Source organism: uncultured Marixanthomonas sp. (assembly GCF_963974425.1).
Lineage (GTDB): Bacteria > Bacteroidota > Bacteroidia > Flavobacteriales > Flavobacteriaceae > Marixanthomonas.
Genome location: NZ_CAXBCK010000011.1, coordinates 12,096 through 32,885, shown reverse-complemented (window position 1 = coordinate 32,885; position 20,790 = coordinate 12,096). Strand labels below are relative to the sequence as shown.

At 35.4% G+C, this 20,790-nt stretch carries 20 protein-coding genes; 4 read left to right on the top strand and 16 right to left on the bottom strand.

Going from position 1 to position 20,790, the window contains the following annotated elements:
• Positions 1-15: 15 nt before the first annotated feature.
• Positions 16-606, bottom strand: a complete 591-nt coding sequence (locus AACZ92_RS04445) for a fasciclin domain-containing protein (protein WP_339697554.1) — start codon at positions 604-606, stop codon at positions 16-18.
• 183 nt (positions 607-789) lie between these two features.
• Between AACZ92_RS04445 and AACZ92_RS04440 the strand changes: the two genes are divergently transcribed.
• A complete protein-coding gene (locus AACZ92_RS04440; RefSeq protein ID WP_339697552.1) occupies positions 790-1,506 on the top strand; it encodes a hypothetical protein in 717 nt (238 codons plus the stop codon).
• A gap of 5 nt (positions 1,507-1,511) precedes the next feature.
• Entirely contained in the window at positions 1,512-1,760 is a 249-nt protein-coding gene (locus AACZ92_RS04435; RefSeq protein WP_339697550.1) for a DUF2007 domain-containing protein, read from the top strand.
• Between the two features lie 57 nt (positions 1,761-1,817).
• Here AACZ92_RS04435 and AACZ92_RS04430 read toward each other — a convergent pair whose 3' ends face one another.
• Positions 1,818-3,443 (bottom strand): ABC-F family ATP-binding cassette domain-containing protein, encoded by a 1,626-nt coding sequence (locus AACZ92_RS04430; protein WP_339697548.1) that lies wholly within the window; start codon positions 3,441-3,443, stop codon positions 1,818-1,820.
• A 146-nt stretch (positions 3,444-3,589) separates the two neighbouring features.
• On the opposite strand from AACZ92_RS04430, the gene AACZ92_RS04425 reads away from it, so the two are divergent.
• Positions 3,590-4,990 (top strand): thioredoxin-like domain-containing protein, encoded by a 1,401-nt coding sequence (locus AACZ92_RS04425; RefSeq protein ID WP_339697546.1) that lies wholly within the window; start codon positions 3,590-3,592, stop codon positions 4,988-4,990.
• Between the two features lie 56 nt (positions 4,991-5,046).
• On the opposite strand, the gene fsa is transcribed toward AACZ92_RS04425, so the two are convergent.
• The 8 genes from fsa to AACZ92_RS04385 form a co-directional block, all read right to left on the bottom strand.
• On the bottom strand, positions 5,047-5,700 hold the full coding sequence (fsa, locus tag AACZ92_RS04420) for a fructose-6-phosphate aldolase (protein WP_339697544.1): 654 nt from the start codon (positions 5,698-5,700) through the stop codon (positions 5,047-5,049).
• A gap of 81 nt (positions 5,701-5,781) precedes the next feature.
• Positions 5,782-6,591: an SDR family oxidoreductase gene (locus AACZ92_RS04415; protein ID WP_339697542.1), complete on the bottom strand. Its 810-nt coding sequence runs from the start codon at positions 6,589-6,591 to the stop codon at positions 5,782-5,784.
• An 81-nt stretch (positions 6,592-6,672) separates the two neighbouring features.
• The gene (locus AACZ92_RS04410) at positions 6,673-7,428 is read right to left on the bottom strand and encodes a LytTR family DNA-binding domain-containing protein (protein ID WP_339697540.1); all 756 of its coding nucleotides are present in this window, start codon (positions 7,426-7,428) and stop codon (positions 6,673-6,675) included.
• Positions 7,429-7,565: 137 nt separating this feature from the next.
• A complete protein-coding gene (locus AACZ92_RS04405) occupies positions 7,566-8,291 on the bottom strand; it encodes a head GIN domain-containing protein (RefSeq protein ID WP_339697538.1) in 726 nt (241 codons plus the stop codon).
• 12 nt (positions 8,292-8,303) lie between these two features.
• Positions 8,304-10,091, bottom strand: a complete 1,788-nt coding sequence (locus tag AACZ92_RS04400) for a PspC domain-containing protein (protein ID WP_339697536.1) — start codon at positions 10,089-10,091, stop codon at positions 8,304-8,306.
• Positions 10,088-10,426, bottom strand: coding sequence for a PadR family transcriptional regulator (locus AACZ92_RS04395; RefSeq protein ID WP_339697534.1), 339 nt, complete (start codon positions 10,424-10,426; stop codon positions 10,088-10,090). Before AACZ92_RS04395 ends, AACZ92_RS04400 begins: the two co-directional genes overlap by 4 nt.
• Before the next feature lie 5 nt (positions 10,427-10,431).
• Entirely contained in the window at positions 10,432-10,602 is a 171-nt protein-coding gene (locus AACZ92_RS04390; RefSeq protein WP_339697532.1) for a hypothetical protein, read from the bottom strand.
• Complete coding sequence (locus tag AACZ92_RS04385; RefSeq protein WP_339697530.1) at positions 10,586-11,122, bottom strand: DUF4870 domain-containing protein; 537 nt, start codon at positions 11,120-11,122, stop codon at positions 10,586-10,588. Before AACZ92_RS04385 ends, AACZ92_RS04390 begins: the two co-directional genes overlap by 17 nt.
• A gap of 134 nt (positions 11,123-11,256) precedes the next feature.
• Between AACZ92_RS04385 and AACZ92_RS04380 the strand changes: the two genes are divergently transcribed.
• Positions 11,257-11,724: a DUF4442 domain-containing protein gene (locus AACZ92_RS04380; RefSeq protein WP_339697528.1), complete on the top strand. Its 468-nt coding sequence runs from the start codon at positions 11,257-11,259 to the stop codon at positions 11,722-11,724.
• Between the two features lie 349 nt (positions 11,725-12,073).
• Here AACZ92_RS04380 and AACZ92_RS04375 read toward each other — a convergent pair whose 3' ends face one another.
• The 6 genes from AACZ92_RS04375 to AACZ92_RS04350 form a co-directional block, all read right to left on the bottom strand.
• On the bottom strand, positions 12,074-15,922 hold the full coding sequence (locus AACZ92_RS04375; RefSeq protein WP_339697526.1) for a fibronectin type III domain-containing protein: 3,849 nt from the start codon (positions 15,920-15,922) through the stop codon (positions 12,074-12,076).
• A 154-nt stretch (positions 15,923-16,076) separates the two neighbouring features.
• A complete protein-coding gene (locus AACZ92_RS04370; protein WP_339697524.1) occupies positions 16,077-16,844 on the bottom strand; it encodes a tetratricopeptide repeat protein in 768 nt (255 codons plus the stop codon).
• Between the two features lie 30 nt (positions 16,845-16,874).
• Positions 16,875-17,219 carry a hypothetical protein gene (locus tag AACZ92_RS04365; protein WP_339697522.1) on the bottom strand — a complete coding sequence of 115 codons (345 nt, stop codon included), beginning with the start codon at positions 17,217-17,219 and terminating at the stop codon, positions 16,875-16,877.
• A 32-nt stretch (positions 17,220-17,251) separates the two neighbouring features.
• On the bottom strand, positions 17,252-18,805 hold the full coding sequence (locus AACZ92_RS04360) for a helix-turn-helix transcriptional regulator (protein WP_339697520.1): 1,554 nt from the start codon (positions 18,803-18,805) through the stop codon (positions 17,252-17,254).
• A gap of 130 nt (positions 18,806-18,935) precedes the next feature.
• Positions 18,936-19,904, bottom strand: a complete 969-nt coding sequence (gene trxB, locus AACZ92_RS04355) for a thioredoxin-disulfide reductase (RefSeq protein WP_339697518.1) — start codon at positions 19,902-19,904, stop codon at positions 18,936-18,938.
• A gap of 117 nt (positions 19,905-20,021) precedes the next feature.
• Positions 20,022-20,477: an isoprenylcysteine carboxylmethyltransferase family protein gene (locus AACZ92_RS04350; protein ID WP_339697516.1), complete on the bottom strand. Its 456-nt coding sequence runs from the start codon at positions 20,475-20,477 to the stop codon at positions 20,022-20,024.
• Positions 20,478-20,790 lie beyond the last annotated feature (313 nt).

Genomic DNA, 20,790 nt, shown 5'->3' with positions numbered 1-20,790 from the left:
CTAATCAATAAAAAATTACTTTGGCAATACAACTGAATCTATTATGTGAATCACACCATTAGATTGGTTAACGTTTGCAATAGTCACCATTGCCATACCGCCATTTTCATCTTTCAATACTACTTTTTTTCCTTTCATCATAGCAGTTAATGTTCCACCGCTTACGGTTTTGAATGTTGCTTTACCATTACCTTTTTTAATTGCGGCAACAATATCGGCTGCTTTCATATCACCAGCAACTACATGATACGTAAGTACCGTTTGTAGTTTCTTTTTATTTTCTGGTTTCAATAAAGTAACAACTGTTCCTTCTGGTAATTTATCGAATGCTTTATTTGTTGGTGCGAAAACCGTAAAAGGTCCGTCGCCTTGTAAGGTTTCAACTAAGTCTGCAGCTTTAACAGCAGCAACCAATGTTGTATGATCTTTAGAGTTTACAGCATTTTCTACTATATTTTTGCTAGGGTACATTTCGGCACCGCCAACCATAACTGTTTTTTCTTTCATTTTTTTGTCTTTCATCATTTTATCTTGTGCAAATGATGTGCTAGTACCGGCTATTAAAGCCATTGTTAATACTGCAACTACTGTTTTAAACTTTTTCATAATTGTTATTTTAGTGTTTGTTTATGTGTCTATATAAACGTAGCCCTTTCCATCGCGGTTTTAATTCTATATTGTTTTGGGTTTTATTTAACACTACAGAAACTGTCTAAAGAGCAGAATTCTCTTGTTAAAATGTTGCTTTCCATTTCTTTATCCTTTAATTTTATATAAAAAGAAATTAGTATGCTTACAAAAACCAATATTGAATTGAAATTGGAGCAGGTTCGGGATAAGCGAATTTCTGAAGAAAACATTTTAAAAGAAGTAGCAACTATTTTTTCTGAAAATGAAACAAAGCGTCTTGCTATAAAAGAAACATTAGCAAAAGGTGTTTCAGAAAAAGATAATTCATTTAATTTCGATAAGCTGGAAAGCAACCGAATATATCACATTACGGATATTCAGAAAATATGTGTGGATTACCGGCTTCGATTTTTAGACTCTCGTTTTTTTAAAGAAACCATTCCTGAAGAAGCTATTAGTAAAATCCGTCAGCTTGAAAACGAACATAACACGGCTCTTAAAAATTTTAAAATCATTGCTCCTGCAAAACTTTTAAATCTTGAAAATGCCGACGACCCCTTGCTTTTCGCCCCAATGGGAAACGATTATTTTTATTTAATACACAAATGGGGGAATGACCTTCATCCATTACGAAAAGCATTAATGTGGCCTTACAAAACACTGGAAAACCTTGTCGTGACGGTGTTTTTTGTAAGTTTAGCACTCACAGCTATTACACCTATTCATTTATTTTCAGCAGGACCCACTACTCAAGAATACTTATTGTTATTTTTGTTTATGTTTAAATCGGTAGGCGGAATGGTCCTATTCTACGGTTTTGCTAAAGGAAAAAATTTTAACACCGCAATCTGGAACAGTAAATATTATAACGCATAGAACTTATGAGCGAAAACCCTGAAGAAACCATACGAATTTATACAGGTCCAACGATGTTAGCACAAGCGCTAAGATCAAGGCTGAACGATATTAACATTGAGCCTATAACCAAAGACGATCACCAAAGTGGTATAGTTAGTGGTTTTGCCACTGGTGTCCCTGGACAGGTAAGGTTATTTATCCGCAAGGATGAATTGCCTAGAGCACAATCGGTAATTGATTTGTTTTTGAAAGATGTGGAGGAAGAAGAATAAAAAAACAAGCTATTTTTATAAAATTAAAAATCCCGCCAATTGGCGGGATTTTCTTTATTAAGCTTCTACAGCATACATTTTATCACGCTGTTCTTTTAGTTTTTTATCGTTCATATACTCATCGAAAGTAGCGTAGCGATCAATCACACCATTTGGTGTCAATTCGATCACACGGTTACCAACGGTTTGTGCAAACTCGTGATCATGTGTGGTTAACATAACCGTTCCTTTAAAGTTCTTTAAAGAATTGTTGAACGCTGTAATAGATTCTAAGTCCAAGTGATTCGTTGGCTCGTCTAGCATTAACACGTTGGCACGCATCATCATCATTCTACTTAGCATACATCGTACTTTTTCACCTCCAGAAAGAACGTTTGATTTTTTCAACGCTTCTTCCCCACTAAACAACATTTTTCCTAAAAAGCCACGAATGTAAACTTCTTCGCGCTCTTCTTCAGTTTTGGCGTATTGACGCAACCAATCTACCAAAGACATATCGTTTTCGAAGAATTTTTCATTATCTAGAGGTAAATAACTTTGTAGCGTAGTAACACCCCATTTATAGTCTCCTGAATCTGCTTTACTATTTCCGTTTATAATTTCATAAAAAGCAGTTGTAGCACGTGAGTCTCTAGAATACAATACTACTTTATCCCCTTTTGTTAAATTGACATGTACATCTTTAAACAAAACCTCTCCCTCTATAGAAGCAGATAGTTTATTAACTTCAAGGATTTGGTCACCGGCTTCACGCTCACGATCAAAAATAATGGCGGGATAGCGACGGCTAGAAGGTTTAATAGCATCTACATTCAGCTTTTCGATCATTTTCTTTCTCGAAGTTGCTTGTTTCGATTTAGCCACGTTGGCACTAAAGCGACGAATAAAATCTTCTAATTCTTTTTTCTTTTCTTCGGCTTTTTTGTTCTGTTGAGCTCTTTGACGCATAGCCAATTGACTACTTTCATACCAAAAAGTATAGTTACCGCTGTAGTGGGTTATTTTTCCGAAGTCAATATCACTAATATGCGTACAAACTGCATCTAAAAAGTGACGGTCGTGAGATACCACTATCACACAGTTATCATAGTTAGCTAAGAAATTTTCAAGCCACGTAATGGTTTCATAATCTAGGTCGTTGGTAGGCTCATCCATAATCAATACGTCAGGACTGCCAAATAATGCTTGTGCTAACAACACCCTCACCTTTTGCTTACCATCTATATCACTCATCATCGTATAATGCAAACTCTCATCAATTCCTAAATTTGAAAGCATTGCCGCCGCATCGCTATCGGCATTCCATCCATTCATTTCTTCAAAAACTACTTGAAGCTCTCCAATTTTATCAGCGTTTTCATCTGTATAATCTGCATAAAGCGCATCTATTTGAGTCTTTATTTCAAACAAAGGTTTATTACCTTGAAGAACAGTTTCCAAAACGGTATGCTCATCATAAGCATTGTGATTCTGCTCTAAAACAGACATGCGTTTTCCAGATTCTAAATGAACATGACCCGATGTTGGCTCTTGTTTTCCAGATATTATTTTTAAAAATGTAGATTTACCAGCACCATTAGCGCCGATTATTCCATAGCAATTTCCTTGAACAAACTGTGTGCTTACCTCATCGAATAACACACGTTTCCCAAACTGAACTGACAAATTTGAAACTGAAAGCATTTTCTCCTCTTTTAAATTTTGCGCAAAAGTAACGAATAACCTGTGACTGAAGAAACATTAACGTTTTTATATTCCTTTTAACGTGTGGTTAACAGTTTGCACATACAGGGTCTTTTACATTTGTTTAAAACCAAATAGCAGCCCTCGTGAAAAAAACGCTACTTATCTTTTTATTAATTGCTTTGATCGTTTCTTGTAATGACAAAGAAGAATCGAGTAATGGCGATACTTGGCTTAGTGGAGAAATTGTAAACCCAAAAAGTGACTACATTTATATTACACAATATAATAAAGTACTAGATACGGTTAAACTAGATAATAATAATTTTTTTACTTATAAATTTAAAAACCCTAAAGAAGGTATTTATTCATTTAATCATAATGAATATCAAGCAGTTTATATTGAACCAGGTGATAGTATATTACTGAGAGTTAATACTATTGAGTTTGACGAGTCACTTTCCTTTTCTGGACAGGGTGGCGACAAGAATAATCTCTTAATGGATTTTTTCCTCTTAAATGAAAAAGAAGCTCCATTACTTGCCCGTTACAATCAATTGCCTCCTGCAGAATTTGAAACTAAACTAGACTCATTAAGAAACGAGTGGGAATCTATTTATACTAGTTTTTTATCAAAAAATGAGCCTACTAAAATCCTTAAAGAGGTAGCAGAATCTAATATTGATTATATCTATAATATGCGTAAAGAGCTTTATACATCTACTCACGCAAATAAAAGCTCCATTGATAAAAACGATTTCCCTGCAGATTTTTACGACTATCGTGAAAATGTAGATTTTGGGAATGAACTACTGCGCACAACCTATCCATACTATCGCTTTTTAAATTTTTATCTAGACAACTTAGCCCATAATCAAAAGCAAGACGAAGCGAATTTTGATAGACTTTCTTTTTTGCATAATTATGCTAAACTGAAGGTCATTGATAGTGTAATCACAAACGATTCCCTTAAAAATGATCTCTTAAAATATAATGTGAGACGATATTTACTGAATGCTAAAAATTCAGAAAATGAGGAAAAAATAATTACTCTTTTTAATAAAGTAAGTACCAATACACAACATAAAAAGATAATGAACAGATTGGCAGAAGCCACTATACAATTAACTCCTAATCACATAGTACCAAATTTAGAATTGGTTACTACAAAGAATACTGTGACAGACTTACAAGGTATAATTAACAAACCTACAGTACTCTACTTTTGGTCCATGAAATCTGTTCCGCATTATAAAAGCATCCATTTTAAAGTTTCCGAATTGAAATCAAAATATCCAGAATATGATTATATAGGAATCAATACGGATACTCATTATAAAAAATGGCTAAACATCGTAAAGAGGCTTAATTACAATCTTTCAAATGAATATCAGTTTGAAAACATTCAAGAAGCTGAAAAAAAATTGGTGCTTACATCAGTTAATAAAGCGTTGATACTTGATAAAGACGGAATGATTCTAGAAGGCAATACCAATTTACTCAGTACGGAAATTGAAGAGTTGCTGTTAGGGTATATTAATAAATAAAGCCCTCCACATTTCTGTAGAAGGCTTTTATATTTTCAAAATTAAATCTCTTTTTCTTAATTCCCTTTCTTATAATCTGCTAAAAACTTTTCAAGACCGATATCCGTAAGTGGGTGTTTTAACAACCCTTCAATTGAAGAAAGTGGTCCCGTCATAACATCAGCTCCAATTTTTGCACATTCTAAAACGTGCATGGTGTGACGAATAGAAGCAGCTAATATCTCCGTCTCAAAACCGTAATTATCATAAATAAGGCGTATTTCAGCAATAAGATTTAATCCATCTGTCGAAATATCATCCAATCTACCAATAAATGGGGATACATACGTAGCTCCTGCTTTTGCGGCCAACAAAGCTTGTCCTGCAGAGAACACTAACGTACAGTTAGTTCTAATCCCTTTGTCGGTAAAGTACTTTATCGCTTTTATTCCTTCTTTAATCATGGGTATTTTTACCACGATCTGCTCGTGTAAATCTGCCAATTGTTCGCCTTCTTTTACAATACCGTCAAAATCGGTTGCGATTACTTCAGCAGAAACATCGCCATCTACAATATTACAGATATCTACGTAATGTTTTAAAATATTATTACGCCCAGTAATGCCTTCTTTGGCCATTAACGATGGGTTGGTAGTTACGCCATCTAAAACACCTAAGTCTTGTGCTTCGCGAATTTGATCTAAGTTTGCGGTATCGATAAAGAATTTCATAGTAACGGGTTTTCAGTTTTTGATTGTTACAAAAGTAACGAAGATTACCGCTGTTTTAAACTGAAAACAGAAAAAGATTGTTTATTTCAGCTTATAATGATTCAATAACATACGCTCGTATGTTTTATCTGGAAGTATTTTTTTAAGAACCACAGAAAATTTCTGAAGGAAAGAGCCAACCTTATAATGTACTTTAGGATTTTTCGTCTCGATAATTTGATGAACCACCTTAGCCATTTTATCAGGATCCTCTCCAGAGTCTACGTGCTCATCCATTATTTTTAAAGTATTCCCGTATTCTTTTTTGTAGGGAGAGTCTTCTAGTTGTGGAGCGTGGTATCTACTAGCAGCAATATTGGTGGCAAAATCGCCAGGTGCAATGTTGGTCATTTTAACGCCAAATTGCCGTACTTCCATTCGCAAGGCTTCAATGGTAATTTCTAAAGCGGCTTTTGTTGCTGAATAGATTCCACGGTACGGAAGTCCCATATAACCTGCAATAGAGGTTATGTTAATTATAGTGCCACTCCCCTGCTCTCGCATAGTTGGTAAAACAGCTTTTATAACATTTATAGGTCCGTATAAGTTGGTAGCGAAGGCTTTTTCAATTTCAGCATTAGGTGTTTCTTCAATGGGTCCAGTAATTCCCACACCGGCATTGTTAATTAATACATCAACTCTTTCTTCTTGTTTTAATAACTCGTTTACAGATTCTTGAACGCTCTCTAAGCTAGTGACTTCCATTTTCAATAGAGGGAATGGACTGGTATCTTTATATTTATCAGGATTACGGCTCGTACCGTATACTACATAGTTTTTTGAAAGTAAGTAAGCACCTATTGCTTTTCCTATTCCGGAAGATCCGCCCGTTATTAAAACAACCTTTGACATATTAATGGTTTACAGCTCGCAAAGATGCAGTTACGTCTTTACTTTTGCAAGGATAGCGTAGTTTTATTTCTGAAATACGATTTATTCCAGCCAAATTTTGAAATCCTTTACACGTTCTCGCGCTACGATTATATCTTGATCGGAATAACTATTTAGTTTTAACTGAAGCCGAGAGTTTGTGTACGATATAATATCCTTAATAGTATTAATATTGATGAAAAAAGTTCGATTTACCCTAAAAAAGGTTTCAGGTGCTAGCTCGTTTTCCAGTTGTTCTAAAGTTGTATCTAATAAGTAATCACGACCTTCGGTAGTGTATGCGTAGGTTCCTTTGTTTTCAGAATAAAAACACTCAATATCATCTACCGAAATCATTTTAAGGTGCTGCCCTATTTTTGTTGTAAAACGCTTTTTGTACTCACGTTCCACTGGATTGGTCAACATTTTTTTAATATCTTCAAAATTTAACTGAACGTTCTGTTGCTGTGGTTTAAAAGTTTTATACTTTTCAACTGCTTTTTCTAAATCTTCTTGATCAATAGGTTTTAAAAGGTAATCTATACTGTTCAGTTTAAAAGCTTGCAGTGCATATTCGTCATAGGCAGTGGTGAAAATAATAGAACTGGTTATGGAAACTGCGTCGAAAATTTCAAAAGAGAGACCATCGCTAAGCTGAATATCCAAAAAAATCAATTCGGGTTGTGGATTATTTGAAAACCACTGGATAGATTCCTCAACACTATGAAGCGTATGGTTTACAGTTACATCTAGCTTTTCGAGCATTCGTTTTAACCGTCTTGCTGAAGGTTTTTCGTCTTCTATAATTAATACTTCCATGTTCTCTTACTTATTTTTTACGCTACTAAAATAGTAATTATAGGTTGTAAGGTTGAAATAAAAACTACTGAAACAACAAAAACCGAAGCTGAATTGTCTTCGGTTTTTGCTTTTTGGTTGGTTGATATTGCTTTTAGTTACATTTTATGGGTTCCGCCGCCAGATTTGCTTTCATTTTTCGAAACATTCCCAGGATTACCATAATAGTGAACATCACCGCCACTAGATGTTTCAGAAACAAGTTTATCTTGAACGTTTACAGTAATATCGGCACCGCTAGATACATCGGCCTTGCAATTAATTACTAAAAGATCTTTCGCATTTAAATCACTCCCACTGGAAGCAGATGCGTCTAGATTTGTCGCTTTACCAGAAACATTTATATCGGCACCACTGCTGGTTTCAGCAATTACATGTTTTGAAAAAACTTCTACTTCAAGATCGCCGCCGCTACTACAATCTAATGTTAAACGTTCGCTTTCCACGACTGAGTTTCCTATCACATCGGCACCACTGCTGGCTTCAATGGTATTTAATTCAGTATACGTTACGTATACTTTTTTCGCTTTAGAACGACCAATGTTTTCTTTAGTTCCTATTTTTAATTTGCCGTCTATTATTTCAGTTTCAATAATAGCAAGTAGGTTTTCATCGGCTTCTACAACAATTTTTTCTTCGTCGCCTTTGGTTAAGAAAACATCTAAGCCTGCGCTTCCGCGTACAGCGGTAAATGATTCTGAGACAGGTCGTTCTTCGGTTACAACATTACCGTCACCATTGGTTTGCCCAAGGTTAATATCAAATTGACAAGCAGTACTAAAGCCTGCTATCAAGACTAGTAAAATTACATGGATTGGTTTCATGACTGTATTGATTTATTGGTTATTGATTGAATCTGTTACTATGGTTTTATTCTGTTGAGAAACTGAATCGGTTTTCTTTTCATCAAATTTATTTTCAACGCCTTCTTTCCAATTTGAGGAAGAGGTATCGTCATCAAAATCATCTTCTAATTCTTCTTCTAACTCTTCTTCCATTTCTGAAGTTTCACCTATAGTCTCTATTTCTTCTTCATCAACAGCATCTTCACAATCTATACATTGTGTCGCATCACGTAGTATCAATAGTGTTTTCTCTTCATCACCATTTTCTAAAATATCTTCGTAACGAGAATCGTTTCTATGGTATGAATAGGTGTTTTTATTTGCAATTAAAATACTTCCTTCTGGTAAATACAGCGTTATCTCTACTTCTTGATCATGGAACTTATTGTCTGTTCCTGTAGTTAAGAAGCCATCTAAAAGCAAAACTCCATTCTCCATAGAATAATTGTACTCAATGGCTTCTGCGTGTTTTTTAGCGTCTAAAAAGCTTTTTCCTTCAGCTTTACGCTCTATCAATAGTTTTCCAACAGAATCCTTAGTAGATCGAACGATTAACCGAATATCATTGCTGTAGATAATCCTTTCGTCATTTTCATTGTATTTCAGCTCTAACCCGCCGTGACGATGTGCTTCATATTCATATTGACTATCGGCACGCATTTTTAACTGCAACGTATCTCCTTTTTTAACGGGAAGGACTGTTTCAGCTATATCTTCTCCATCATACGCTCTCTGCGTAGCTTGCTTTATCCCTAAAATCCCCAATATGATTAATGATATAAACCATACGATTAATAAGGTGATCTTCGCTTTTGTCCCTATCGACTTTAAGTTGTTGATTAACATTTTAAGTCCTAAAATGAATAGTACAAAAAATGGAATCCCAACTGCGAAAAGCGTTAATAGAGAAATAATCCAGATGGGGGTACCTGTGGTGTCAAACATAGTTATGTACTCCATCACTTCACCCGTACCCCAGAATCCTACTGTTCCTAACGTAAACAAACTAACGATAAGGCCGATCAAAGCACTTATTGATATAAGAATAAATAACAACCCTAAAAACTTCACAAAAATGGTGAATAGCGTCACGATTATTTTACCCAACGTATCAAAGAAACCCGAAGTTCCTTTTTTTACTTTTTGTCCATATTTATCGTAATCGGCATTTTTTACTTTATCGGCAACGGTGTCATAACCTTCCTTAAATTTCCGTTCTATGTTTGAAATATTAACGGGTTCACCTGTCATTCTCAATTTATCTGAAGTGGTTACCGCTGCTGGAACCAATATCCAGAAGATGATGTACACGACAATAAATACTCCTTGTGAAAGAATCGTCAAGATGATCCAAAGTAGACGAATCCAGATTGCATCGATGCCCAAATAATGCCCTAACCCAGAAGAAACCCCTGAGATAAATTTGTTGTCAATATCTCTAAACAACTGTTGTCTTGTAGAGCTTCTACGGCGACTACTTTTTTGTGTAGGTGGTACATCCTCAAACATTTCTTCATCAACCTGATAATCTTCCGGTTGTCCCATTACGGCTATTACCTCGTCCAATTCTTTTAAAGAAATTACCTGGGCTTTCGTTTCGATTTTTTCTGAAAAAAGTTCAGCAATACGAGCTTCAATATCCCGCATAATTTCGTCACTCCCATTAGGATCGGTAAGCGATCTTTTAATAGCATCGAGGTATCGTGAAAGTTTCCCAAAGGCATCCTCATCTATATGAAAAAAGGTGCCTGCTAAATTTATGTTTACTGTCTTTTTCATTTCGTAGTGTTTTCGCTGGTTACTCTGTTTACTGCCTGTTGCAGTTCGCTCCAGGTAGTATTCAATTCATTTAAAAATAGCTGTCCGGTTTCGGTCAGTTCATAATATTTACGTGGTGGCCCACTGGTAGATTCTTCCCATCGGTAGGAAAGTAATCCTGCATTTTTTAATCGGGTAAGCAGCGGATAGATTGTTCCTTCTACTACCAGCATTTTCGCGTCTTTTAAGGTATCAAGAATATCTGATGTATATGCCTCGCCGTCCTTTAAAACGGAAAGGATACAATACTCCAAAACTCCTTTACGCATTTGCGCTTTTGTGTTTTCAATTTTCATCGGTCCTATTTACAATTAATAGCTTCATTTTCTGTGAACAATACTGCTTGTACGTTTTCAACGGTTTGCTGGCATTGTATCGATGTATTCATAGCTGTCTCGTTACGCTCTTTTTGCACTTCGGCGCCTAAAAAACTTAAAACTGCTGCCAATACGATGTTAACTAGTGTGCTCATTTTTTGATTGATTGATTTCTGAAACAGGTTCAGAAGATGATTTTAAAAAAGGTATGCATAATGGGTATTTATATAGTTTGCCTTTAGCGGCATACATAGTTGCGGTAATTACGGCGTACAGTTCTAATATGAATAAGCCGAAAAGTAACAGTCCTGCTATACCGAATAAAAGAATGTATCCTGAAAGATTTCTAATTTCAGCGAAGCCAGGATTTCCTATGGTGTGCTCCATTGTTTCTATAAGTGAAATGAAATCTGCTGCAAAAATCACAAAGAATGGTAAGCATAATACTCCTATTCCTATTGAATATAACAAAATGCTTAACTGAAAGTTTATCGCTCGTTTTCCATGACTATCCACAAATGGTTTTTCTTTATGGATGGTCCATAATATTAACGGAGCAATAAAATTTGCAAACGGAAATAAATACTTTAAAAAGGTACTCAAATGAATGCCCGCTGCGATATTTTTTTGATTTTCAGCTTCTTTTTCAGATAGATTTGTAAAGGTTGTTGCCATTGCTTATTAATTTCTTATACAAATATATGTACAAAAAAAGGTATTATGTTATGTATAGTACTAAAATTTAACATAATTTTAAGAATTAGCATGGTTCCTTTTTTTGGTGTATATTCGCCTTAAAACCACTGAATATGCCACTTACACCTTCAAAAATCAATACTTTTTTATTTTTTAAATTACCTTCTGCTTGGTTTACAGGTGTTCGGGTTAAGAGTATAAATGAAACAACTTGCGTAACTTCGGTACGTCATAAATGGATCAATCAAAACCCCTTTAAGTCCATGTTTTGGGCCGTGCAAGGAATGGCTGCCGAGTTGAGCACCGGCGCCATGGTCATGGCGACCATTAAAGAAAGTGATGAAAGAATTTCAATGCTGGTGGCCAATAATAAAGCTTCGTTTTCAAAAAAAGCAAAAGGAAGAATTACGTTTAGCTGTGAAGATGGAGTTAAAGTAAAAGAAGCCATTCAAGAGGCAGTTAAAACTGGCGAAGGGCAAACTATTTGGATGAAATCTCAAGGTGTTGATAAAGCTGGAGATATCGTTTCGGTTTTTGAGTTTGAGTGGACAATTAAGGTGAAAAACAAATCACGGGCGTAAGGATGTTACTATTTACATGACCGCTTACTTCGAGAAGCTCAGCACAGGTCGCTGCAAGTAGCAAAGCTTTCTTTAAAACACAACAGCTGAAGAGGAATACGTGACTGGTAGAATGTGATCTCTCCTATCGTCGAGATGACAAATCATAGTCATTCTGAAGGAGGTACGTCGAGGAATCACATTTTGGACTTGAGCCAATTTTTTTTCAAATTTTCCATTTAAAATATAACTGTTAAAAAGGAATACGCAAATAGTAGAATGCGATTTCTCCTATCGTCGAAATGACTGAATAAAAAACGTCCCGAAGCATAATGCAACGGGACGTTTTGGTATTAACTAACAACTAAATTTACTCAACAATAATTTTAAATCTTACTTTGCTTCCTTCAACTTGAGCTTCTAATATATACAGCCCACTTGATAGGTGTGATACATTAATTTGTGCTGAAGAAGTATGTATTGCATTATCATAAACCAACTGTCCAGTTATGGAATAAATGGATATACTGTCTATTGTAGACTTATATGATACGTTTACAACATCATTTACTGGGTTAGGGTACAATTTAAATTGGTCCTTGTTAATGTTTGAAACACCCAATTCGCTAGTTTCAAAAGTTATTGGGCCTGCCCAAGCACTTCCACTAGCACTACAAAATGCTTTTACATATACTTCGTACTCAGTCATAGGAGTTAAATCCTCTAAAAGTACTTCGGTATCATTTGTAGGTGTCCCAGTATTTTCACCTGGATATCCAGTTCCTGCTTCTTGTACAATATATTCATATCCTCCTGTTGGTTCTGGGGTTGGTGCTGTCCAACTTACCATAGCCGTTGTTTCAGTAACATCGCTTACTGTAAAAATGGACGGGTAGTTACATTCCGGAGAATCATCGTAAGCAGCAATTTTGAAGGTTCCGTAGTTCCCTACTCGACCCCACATACGTACCAAAACTTCGGTGCCAGGCTCAAGATTTGTCAATTCAATATAATTGAAAAAGTAATCACCGTCATCCGAACTACAGTATAAAGTTTCCAAAGCACCACATTCACCAGCATAGGCTTGTAAACCGGTATCGGTTAAATAAGGATCGTTGTTGTTTTTGGTTTCCAGTTTTAGGTTTCCAGAATTTGGTACGGTCACAGTGTACCATATATCTTTTCCTTTTTCCTCGAACTCAAGACCATCACAAATTACCAATGGATCATTTGGGTTTCTAGTAGCAGAAGTATTATCACCAATTATAAAACTGGTTTCAAAATCTTCTCCAACGTTCAAGTCGAAAGCATTTACACATTCGTCATTTCCTGGCGCTGGTGGTGATTGATACGCACACAAATCAAAATATAAAGGAATGGAACCAGCTGAACTTGAAACTGCTACGTAATAGGTTTCCCCAGCAGTTAAATCCACAGTTTGCAAATACGAGTCACATCCTTCTGTAATTTGAGTCATATTTCCGGGAGTACCAGAATAAACAGATACTGACGTTGGTGCACCACCATTGGTTACCGTCCTTTTAAAGGTATAGTTTGCTGTAGTACTTGGTACAAATGTGTACCAAACATCGTCTGTTTGAGGGGAACAAGCAGAATCGGTTGAATAGGTAGCCGATGCTGTATAACCGCTAACTGGATTGTCACAGTTTCTATCGGTTGACTCGGTTAACTCAAGTGCACCACTTGGTTCATCGTTTGTTGGTGTTTCTGGAAATTTAGATACACATAATGAAAATTGTGCTGTTGGTATTTCACTTGCAATACCGACAAAATATGTTTCTCCAGCATTTAACTCGATTGACGTAAAACGTGTACTGCATCCCGAATTAATTGGCACTGGGTTAACAGATGAACCTTCATAAACATACATATTCATAGGGTCACCGTCAATTGCTTCAAGTCCAAAATAATATAGACCAGAAGTTTCAGGGGTGAATCGATACCATAAATCATTATAACCATCGTAATCTGGTGAAGTACATCCGTATTCTTCAGACCTTGTAGCACCTTGATAGTCGCCCGTTATAGGATTATTACAGTTATAATCGTCTGATGCTGTTAAAATAGCAGATGTTTCAGGTTCATCATTTAAGCCTTGAGGTTCATTGTATTCATAGTTAAAGTCATCCATATAAAGAAACTGCGAACCTCCTGTACCTGAATGTTGAGGCTTAAAGGCGATGTAATTGTGCCCTAAACTTGTATCATAACCTGAAAGGTCAATCGTAAACTCCGTCCACGTTTCGGCAATAATTGTAGATTGGTTTAACGAGGTATCATCAAGAACTACAAAAGTACTTGCATCCATAGGATCTGCCATAGTTCCTACAATGATGTCTAAATCTGCCGTACTCGCAGCACTTTTATTCATCTTAAAACGTATTTGTTTATCTATGTTTAAATCTGAAAACTCTGGTGTACTCACGATTAATCCTTCAGAATCTGAGGAACTAGAGACGAACATACGCATCATTAAACTTCCTTCTGAAGGCATAATATTTCCTTGTTCTTCGTATGTTCTAAAATCGCCCAATGTTATATCAAATACTGACCAACATGGCTTCAGTTCTTCCCCATCAACATTTGGGCCTTCAAAACCAAAATTATACTCAGCAACAAAACTGCTACAAGCCGATGTAAACTCATCTGAAGCAACCCAGGCCCCGAAGTCGTCTACATCACATTTTGCACGTACATACGCTTTATAAGCAGTATTTTGATCTAAAGACACTGTGGTAGATGTAGTAGCTATTTCAGTACCGCTAGTAGTAGCATCTGGTGCTGGCAACGAAGTTTCTTGTACTATATATTCCCAAGCAGTTTCGTTAGATTCACTTGCTGTCCAAGAAATATCTGCAGAATCAAAATCTACATTCGATGCTGTAACATCTGTAACTTCTAAACAAGAAGGTAAGTCTTCAACACAAACTGTATTAATCCATACCGTTTTGTTAATCTGACCACTGTGCTTAAAAGCGAAGTTATCGTGACCATTATCAGGTAGGGTAACTAAATACTCAGTATCTCTATCACTTGTAAGGGTTAGTGTTGTTATTTCAACAAAATTATCATTTTCATCCATCGTTCCTACTGCTAAAACATCTGGAGCGTCTGGTGACGAACCTGCAGTAAAACGTAAACGATGAGCCCCATCGGTAGCAAAAGCTGAAACATCTGGTGAAATGGCGATAAGATCTCCAACAGTAGTACTAACCGCATACAACTCTAACATGTTTTTACTATAACTAAACTCATAATCTAATTGAACATGACCAGATGTATTAGGGTCATCAATCGCACTCCAACAAATTGGTACTTCATCTTCTGGCATTCCAGCCCAATCTTCACAAAAATTATCTGTTAATGGGGCGCAATCTGTTCTCACAACGCCAGTAGATTTTATCCAAGCACCATAATCCCCGCCACCACAATCGGCACGTACGTAGGCTTCATATACTGTATTAGAGTCAAGATCACTAACTGTAAGTGAAGGGTTGGCATCTGTTGATGTATGAGCCGTTCCATTTGTAGAAGGTTCTCCGCTTCCTTCTTCTTGTACAACATATTCCCAATTGTCCTCACCAGAGCCGCTTTCTGTCCAAGCTAAGTCAATGGTTGTTTGCGTAGGGTTTGAAACTTCTACAGCACTAACCTCTAAACAAGTAGGAATTGGTTCTAAACAAACACTATCTATATTCACTTGGTCAAAAGTTGATCCAAGGTTATGCTGAAAGAAAATATATCCATCCGTTCCTGCCGGGATGATTATTTCTTGAGCTTCCCAATCATCATTATTGGTTCCCAACAGAGTTATCGTTTCTAATGTAGTAAAGGTTCCACTTCCATCACTAGCATCTGTAGTACCTACAACTAAACTTGATTCTGTGGTTCCTTGCGAAAAGAACTTCAACCGGTGATTTCCGTCTGAAGTAGTTGCTTCCATTGGGGAAATAAAAATAAGGTCTCCCGTAGTGGCATTTCCACTATATATTCTAAAATATCTATCAGGACTAGGCGCTGAAGGATTTGAAGTTACTCGCCCGTAGGAAGAAGTTCCATCTGTGGCATCAATCATGGTCCAGTCTGTTGGGACCTCTCCATTATTATAGGTGTCAAAATTTTCCGATATGTCGCATTGTGCATGCAGACTAAAGGACGCTAAGCAAATAGCAAAAATTAGTGTAAGTAATTGTTTCATCATAAAAGGTTTTAAGTTTTCAATCTCGAATGTAAACCTAACCAATGATTACCTATATATAAAGAACTATATTTTTGATTTATAGGAATTTTCACGAAATTTAAAAGAAAAAAAATATATTCAATACACTAACAATCAACAACATACACTCAAACTATTGCTTTTTTGAAGTATTTTCTATTTCTTGTCTTTTTTGAGCTATTTTTCGTCTTTTCTGAAGTATTTTGTTAACTATATATCCTAAAATTACAAGTAAAAGTAATCCGCAAATTATAAATATATAGGTGTATGTGTTTTTTTGATTTTTCCTTTTATTGAGATTTTCAGCTGCAAGATTATTGGCTACCTGATTGATAGATTTTTTTTCTTCATTCAACAGTTTTTCTTCTTCCTCAAAATACAGTTTTGTATAGGTGTTGTACTTTTCGTTATTTCCTACCGCAGCATAATTTTTGGAAAGAGATTTGTATAACTCTGTTTTTAATCCCGCGTCATTTATATTTTTGACAGAAAGCAATGCCTCTTCCAACTTTTGAATTGCCGATTGGTATTTTTTTTCTTCGGAAAGTATCTTGGCCAATCCCAATTTTGAATATGCAATGTTTTTTACAGCATTTATTTTTGTTGCATATACAATCGCCTCTTCATACTTTTGTTGCGCTTTTTGATATTTTTTCAATTCAAAATTGCAATCCCCAATATTATTCAAAGTAATGGCCATGCTACTGTTCAGTAACTTTTTACTTAAGTTTTTTTCAAATACGTTGGCGGCTTTAGTTAAATAAGGCAACGCATAATCGCAACCCAAATTATCTCTTTGAATCAATCCCTTAACAAACAGAATATTACCTTGTATATACTGTATGGAATCTGGTAAAGGATGTTTTATAGAAAGGTTATACGCCCGATCTAGATACTCCAAGGCTCGATTACTGAGCTTTAACCGCTGATATTACCCACCTATAAAGCCCAATGCGCGTACTTGGTCTGTATAGTTTTGATTTTCACTAGCTATGGAATCTGCTTTGAGGGCATATTTTAAAACTTTATCATGGTCTTTAAGCACTGCATACGCATTGGCAACTGTCAATAAAGCCGAAACTTGCTGTGATGGGTTATTTTCTGAAAGGCTAAACAACTCCAATCCCCTTTCAACGGCTCGCTCAGGGTTGCTGTATGCCAAGACATTGGCCTCTTGGCGCAGGCTGTCTATCAATGCTTTGTTTTGTGCGTTTACTATATGGCTTAAAAGCAACAAAGCAAACATCAATAAACTGAAAAGTATATTTTTACGCAAAAACACTTTTTTTTGGTAATATACTAAAAAGATTAAGACGCTACTTTATCATCTTTTTTCAAAAAGGACACAAACTGCTTTGGCGTTATCCCAGTAATGGATTTAAAGACCACGGTAAAAGCGCTATGAGAGGAAAAGCCACTTTCTTCAGCTAAATAGCTTACTTTATAATTTAGATACTTTTTATCTTCTTTCATTAACTGAATAATATGGTTGATGCGCAATTCGTTTATATAAGTATTGAAGTTTTTATTTTTATGGGTATGGATTATTTCAGAAATGTATTTAGTATTGGTATCCAATTGCTTGGCTAAGACAGGCAATGACATATTTTGACTGGTGTATTTGGTTGTTGTTTCAAAATCTTCGAGTCGTTGCAGAATGGCATTCTCTGTTTCTTTAGGAATCGTGATTCCTTTGGAGCCTTCATTTTCTTGTTGAACCTTTTTAGGAGCTTCCAACTTTTCTTTGTTTTCAAGTTGTTTAATGACTTTTTCAAATTGCCGATATTCCTTTTCCAGTTGTTTATTATAAAAGTAATACCCTATTAGTGATACTAATAAAACAAGGGCGATAATCCCTCCTATGTAGTAATAACTTCTTTTATCACTATGGATAGCTCCCTCCTGTTCTGCTTCAATATGTGAGATAATAGTATTGCGAAGTTTTCGTTCTGAAGTCAAAACAGAGGCATTAAGCGTCGAACTTTCTCGATAATATGTTTGGTAGGCTTCTATACTATCCTGTGCCTTATATACATTTGATAAGTTGCGTAAAATAGTGACACGAAGCGGAGCTTCAGTAATAGGAATGTTTAAGGCTTTTTTAAAATTTGCTTTAGCACCTTCAAAATTAGATGTAACAAATTGAACCTCCCCTATTCCTTTTAAGGTTTCGGCTTCAAGGGATGATCCTTCAAGTCCCGCTGTTGTTATAAGGTCAAGACTTTTATTAAAATAGCGAGTAGCAGAATCTAATACTTTATCGGTCAAGTGAATTTTACCCTGTAGCACATAGTTTTTAATGACTAGTGCCGGTACTATCGTTTTAACATCTTCTAATTTATTTTCTGAAGATTTAGCAAATTGTTTTGCGGTAGCGATACTGTCCTTACTTAGACTTTTTTTGGATTGTTCAAACAATAAAAAAGCACTGGCTATAATAAGCTCTTCTTTTTGGCGTATCATGTTAACTTGACGGGTAGCTTTCCGAAAGTATTCTTCCGAAATATCGTTAATTCCGGTCATTTGGCACCTTTCTGCTATTGAAACTAATAGCAAACTGTTCAAAAAGTGATCTTTTGAAGGGTTTACCAATCCTTTTGCCTTAAAAAGATTTTCTATGCTTTCTATATAATCTCCTTGCCTTTTTTTACCTTCTGAAAGCAAGTAAAGGGCTTCGGCTTTTTCTAATTGTGTATTAGCGTTTTTATATAAGTACTCAGCAACTCTTTCAGCTTGAGATGGATTTTTATAAACGGTATTTAAATTTTTGAAAAAAAGAAAGTCACTTTCGGCTGCTTCTTGACAAAAAACGCCAACCGAATTAAAAAAAAGAGCAATAAAAAAGTATAAAAATACTTTCATAAACAAATAGGTTATACCCTACAAATATAAGTTTTTAGTAGTGACTTATAAGATACCTACTATTATAAAAAGCATAAAAAAACACCTAAACGGTTTGCTTAGGTGTTTTATTCTGTTTGTTTAAAGCTGTTTATGCTTCTACAGCCTTTTCAGTTTCAATAGTCTGTAAATAACGTTCTGCATCTAAGGCAGCCATACAACCTGTCCCGGCTGCTGTAACAGCTTGACGATATTCTTTATCTTGTACATCACCACTAGCAAAAACGCCTGGTCTATTAGTCTTGGTACTTTTCCCTTTGGTAATTATATAACCGGTAGGATCCATATCTAACTGATCTTTGAATATTTCAGTGTTTGGTTTATGACCAATGGCGATAAACATACCAGTTATCTTAATATCTTCTTTCTCGTTTGTTTGGTTGTTCACCATACGTAAACCCTCTACTACTTGTTCTCCCAACACCTCATCTACTTCGGTATTGTAACGTAAGTCAATATTCTCTGTATTCTCAACACGGTGTTGCATGGCTTTTGAGGCTTTCATATAGTCTTTACGAACTAACATAGTCACCTTGTTACAAATATTGGCAAGATAGGTCGCTTCTTCGGCAGCAGTATCTCCTCCACCTACTATGGCAACATCTTGACCTTTGTAGAAAAATCCGTCACACACGGCACAGGCTGAAACTCCGCCACCACGTAATTTTTGTTCGCTTGGTAAACCTAAATATTTAGCCGTTGCTCCAGTTGAAATGATAACTGTTTCAGCTTCAATTTGCTTCTTATTATCAACTGTTACCCTATGAACACCACCTTCTTCATTGCTAAAATCTACAGCAGTAACCATTCCTATACGCACCTCTGTTCCAAAACGTTCCGCTTGTTTTTGTAGCTGAACCATCATGGTTGGACCATCTACTCCATCAGGATAACCGGGGAAGTTATCAACCTCGGTAGTTGTTGTTAATTGCCCTCCAGGTTCCATACCCGTGTACATTACAGGTTTTAAATCTGCACGTGACGCATAGATTGCTGCTGTATATCCTGCTGGACCAGAGCCAATAATCAAACATTTGATTTTTTCAATAGTATCTGCCATAATAGTTTAATTCAAATTCATTGCCCGAAAAGCGGGTAAATTTAATTTCTAAATGTAAAAGTAGTAACTTTATGAAGAACCTTACAAGGAAAGTTATTAAGAAACGTTATTATTTTATTAGCAATTCCTATTTCTCAGTTTTGGAAGGAAACGACCCGTTTTCTGTTTATAGATTCTGTACTGTTCGTACTTTTTAACCATCCAGTTTTCTTCGTTATCAGATTTATAATAAAAAACGACCCCCATAACCAAGGTTAAAATAAATTTAAATATTGAGACTGTAAAGAGTGCATAGGCTATCATACTTAAAAGTATTCCTGAATATATTGGATGGCGCACATACCGATAAATACCATGGAAAACCATAGGCTTTTCTTTTCTTGTATGTATTACACTTAAATCATCATTAAGATTTAAGATACCTAAGAAAATAATTACAAAACCACAACCTACAATAGAGAGTAAAATATAATTCAGCCAAGACGGAATTGAATAAGAAATTACCTCAATATCAATGAAATATAATGAAAAAAGTACAAATTGGATAATTAAGAATGTTACTTCTTTTTTCAAAATTAAAGCCGTGTTATTGTTATATTAATAATAAAATCATCCAAAAATAACATAAATTAAAAGGTTTTTACAAATTTATTTCTCTAATTATTTGCTAATTATTGAAAATACTCCCTGATAATTAATCTTAAAAAGATAAAACATATACACTATTAGCTCTTATAAATAAAGTTCATTCAAATCTATAAACAAATAAAAAAAAAGACCACCCTAAATAGGTGGCCTTTTAAAGTATTAACTTAAATCTAATTTACTTACTACTTACAATCTTTTTTTATTTTTTTAATCATATAATTACGATTCCTTTAATGCT

Bases quoted from the DNA above. Each gene is read 5' to 3' on its own strand.
- AACZ92_RS04445 (WP_339697554.1), bottom strand. From the start codon at position 606: ATGAAAAAGTTTAAAACAGTAGTTGCAGTATTAACAATGGCTTTAATA.
- AACZ92_RS04440 (WP_339697552.1), top strand. From the start codon at position 790: ATGCTTACAAAAACCAATATTGAATTGAAATTGGAGCAGGTTCGGGAT.
- AACZ92_RS04435 (WP_339697550.1), top strand. From the start codon at position 1,512: ATGAGCGAAAACCCTGAAGAAACCATACGAATTTATACAGGTCCAACG.
- AACZ92_RS04430 (WP_339697548.1), bottom strand. From the start codon at position 3,443: ATGCTTTCAGTTTCAAATTTGTCAGTTCAGTTTGGGAAACGTGTGTTA.
- fsa (WP_339697544.1), bottom strand. From the start codon at position 5,700: ATGAAATTCTTTATCGATACCGCAAACTTAGATCAAATTCGCGAAGCA.
- AACZ92_RS04415 (WP_339697542.1), bottom strand. From the start codon at position 6,591: ATGTCAAAGGTTGTTTTAATAACGGGCGGATCTTCCGGAATAGGAAAA.
- AACZ92_RS04410 (WP_339697540.1), bottom strand. From the start codon at position 7,428: ATGGAAGTATTAATTATAGAAGACGAAAAACCTTCAGCAAGACGGTTA.
- AACZ92_RS04405 (WP_339697538.1), bottom strand. From the start codon at position 8,291: ATGAAACCAATCCATGTAATTTTACTAGTCTTGATAGCAGGCTTTAGT.
- AACZ92_RS04400 (WP_339697536.1), bottom strand. From the start codon at position 10,091: ATGAAAAAGACAGTAAACATAAATTTAGCAGGCACCTTTTTTCATATA.
- AACZ92_RS04395 (WP_339697534.1), bottom strand. From the start codon at position 10,426: ATGAAAATTGAAAACACAAAAGCGCAAATGCGTAAAGGAGTTTTGGAG.
- AACZ92_RS04390 (WP_339697532.1), bottom strand. From the start codon at position 10,602: ATGAGCACACTAGTTAACATCGTATTGGCAGCAGTTTTAAGTTTTTTA.
- AACZ92_RS04385 (WP_339697530.1), bottom strand. From the start codon at position 11,122: ATGGCAACAACCTTTACAAATCTATCTGAAAAAGAAGCTGAAAATCAA.
- AACZ92_RS04380 (WP_339697528.1), top strand. From the start codon at position 11,257: ATGCCACTTACACCTTCAAAAATCAATACTTTTTTATTTTTTAAATTA.
- AACZ92_RS04375 (WP_339697526.1), bottom strand. From the start codon at position 15,922: ATGAAACAATTACTTACACTAATTTTTGCTATTTGCTTAGCGTCCTTT.
- AACZ92_RS04360 (WP_339697520.1), bottom strand. From the start codon at position 18,805: ATGAAAGTATTTTTATACTTTTTTATTGCTCTTTTTTTTAATTCGGTT.
- trxB (WP_339697518.1), bottom strand. From the start codon at position 19,904: ATGGCAGATACTATTGAAAAAATCAAATGTTTGATTATTGGCTCTGGT.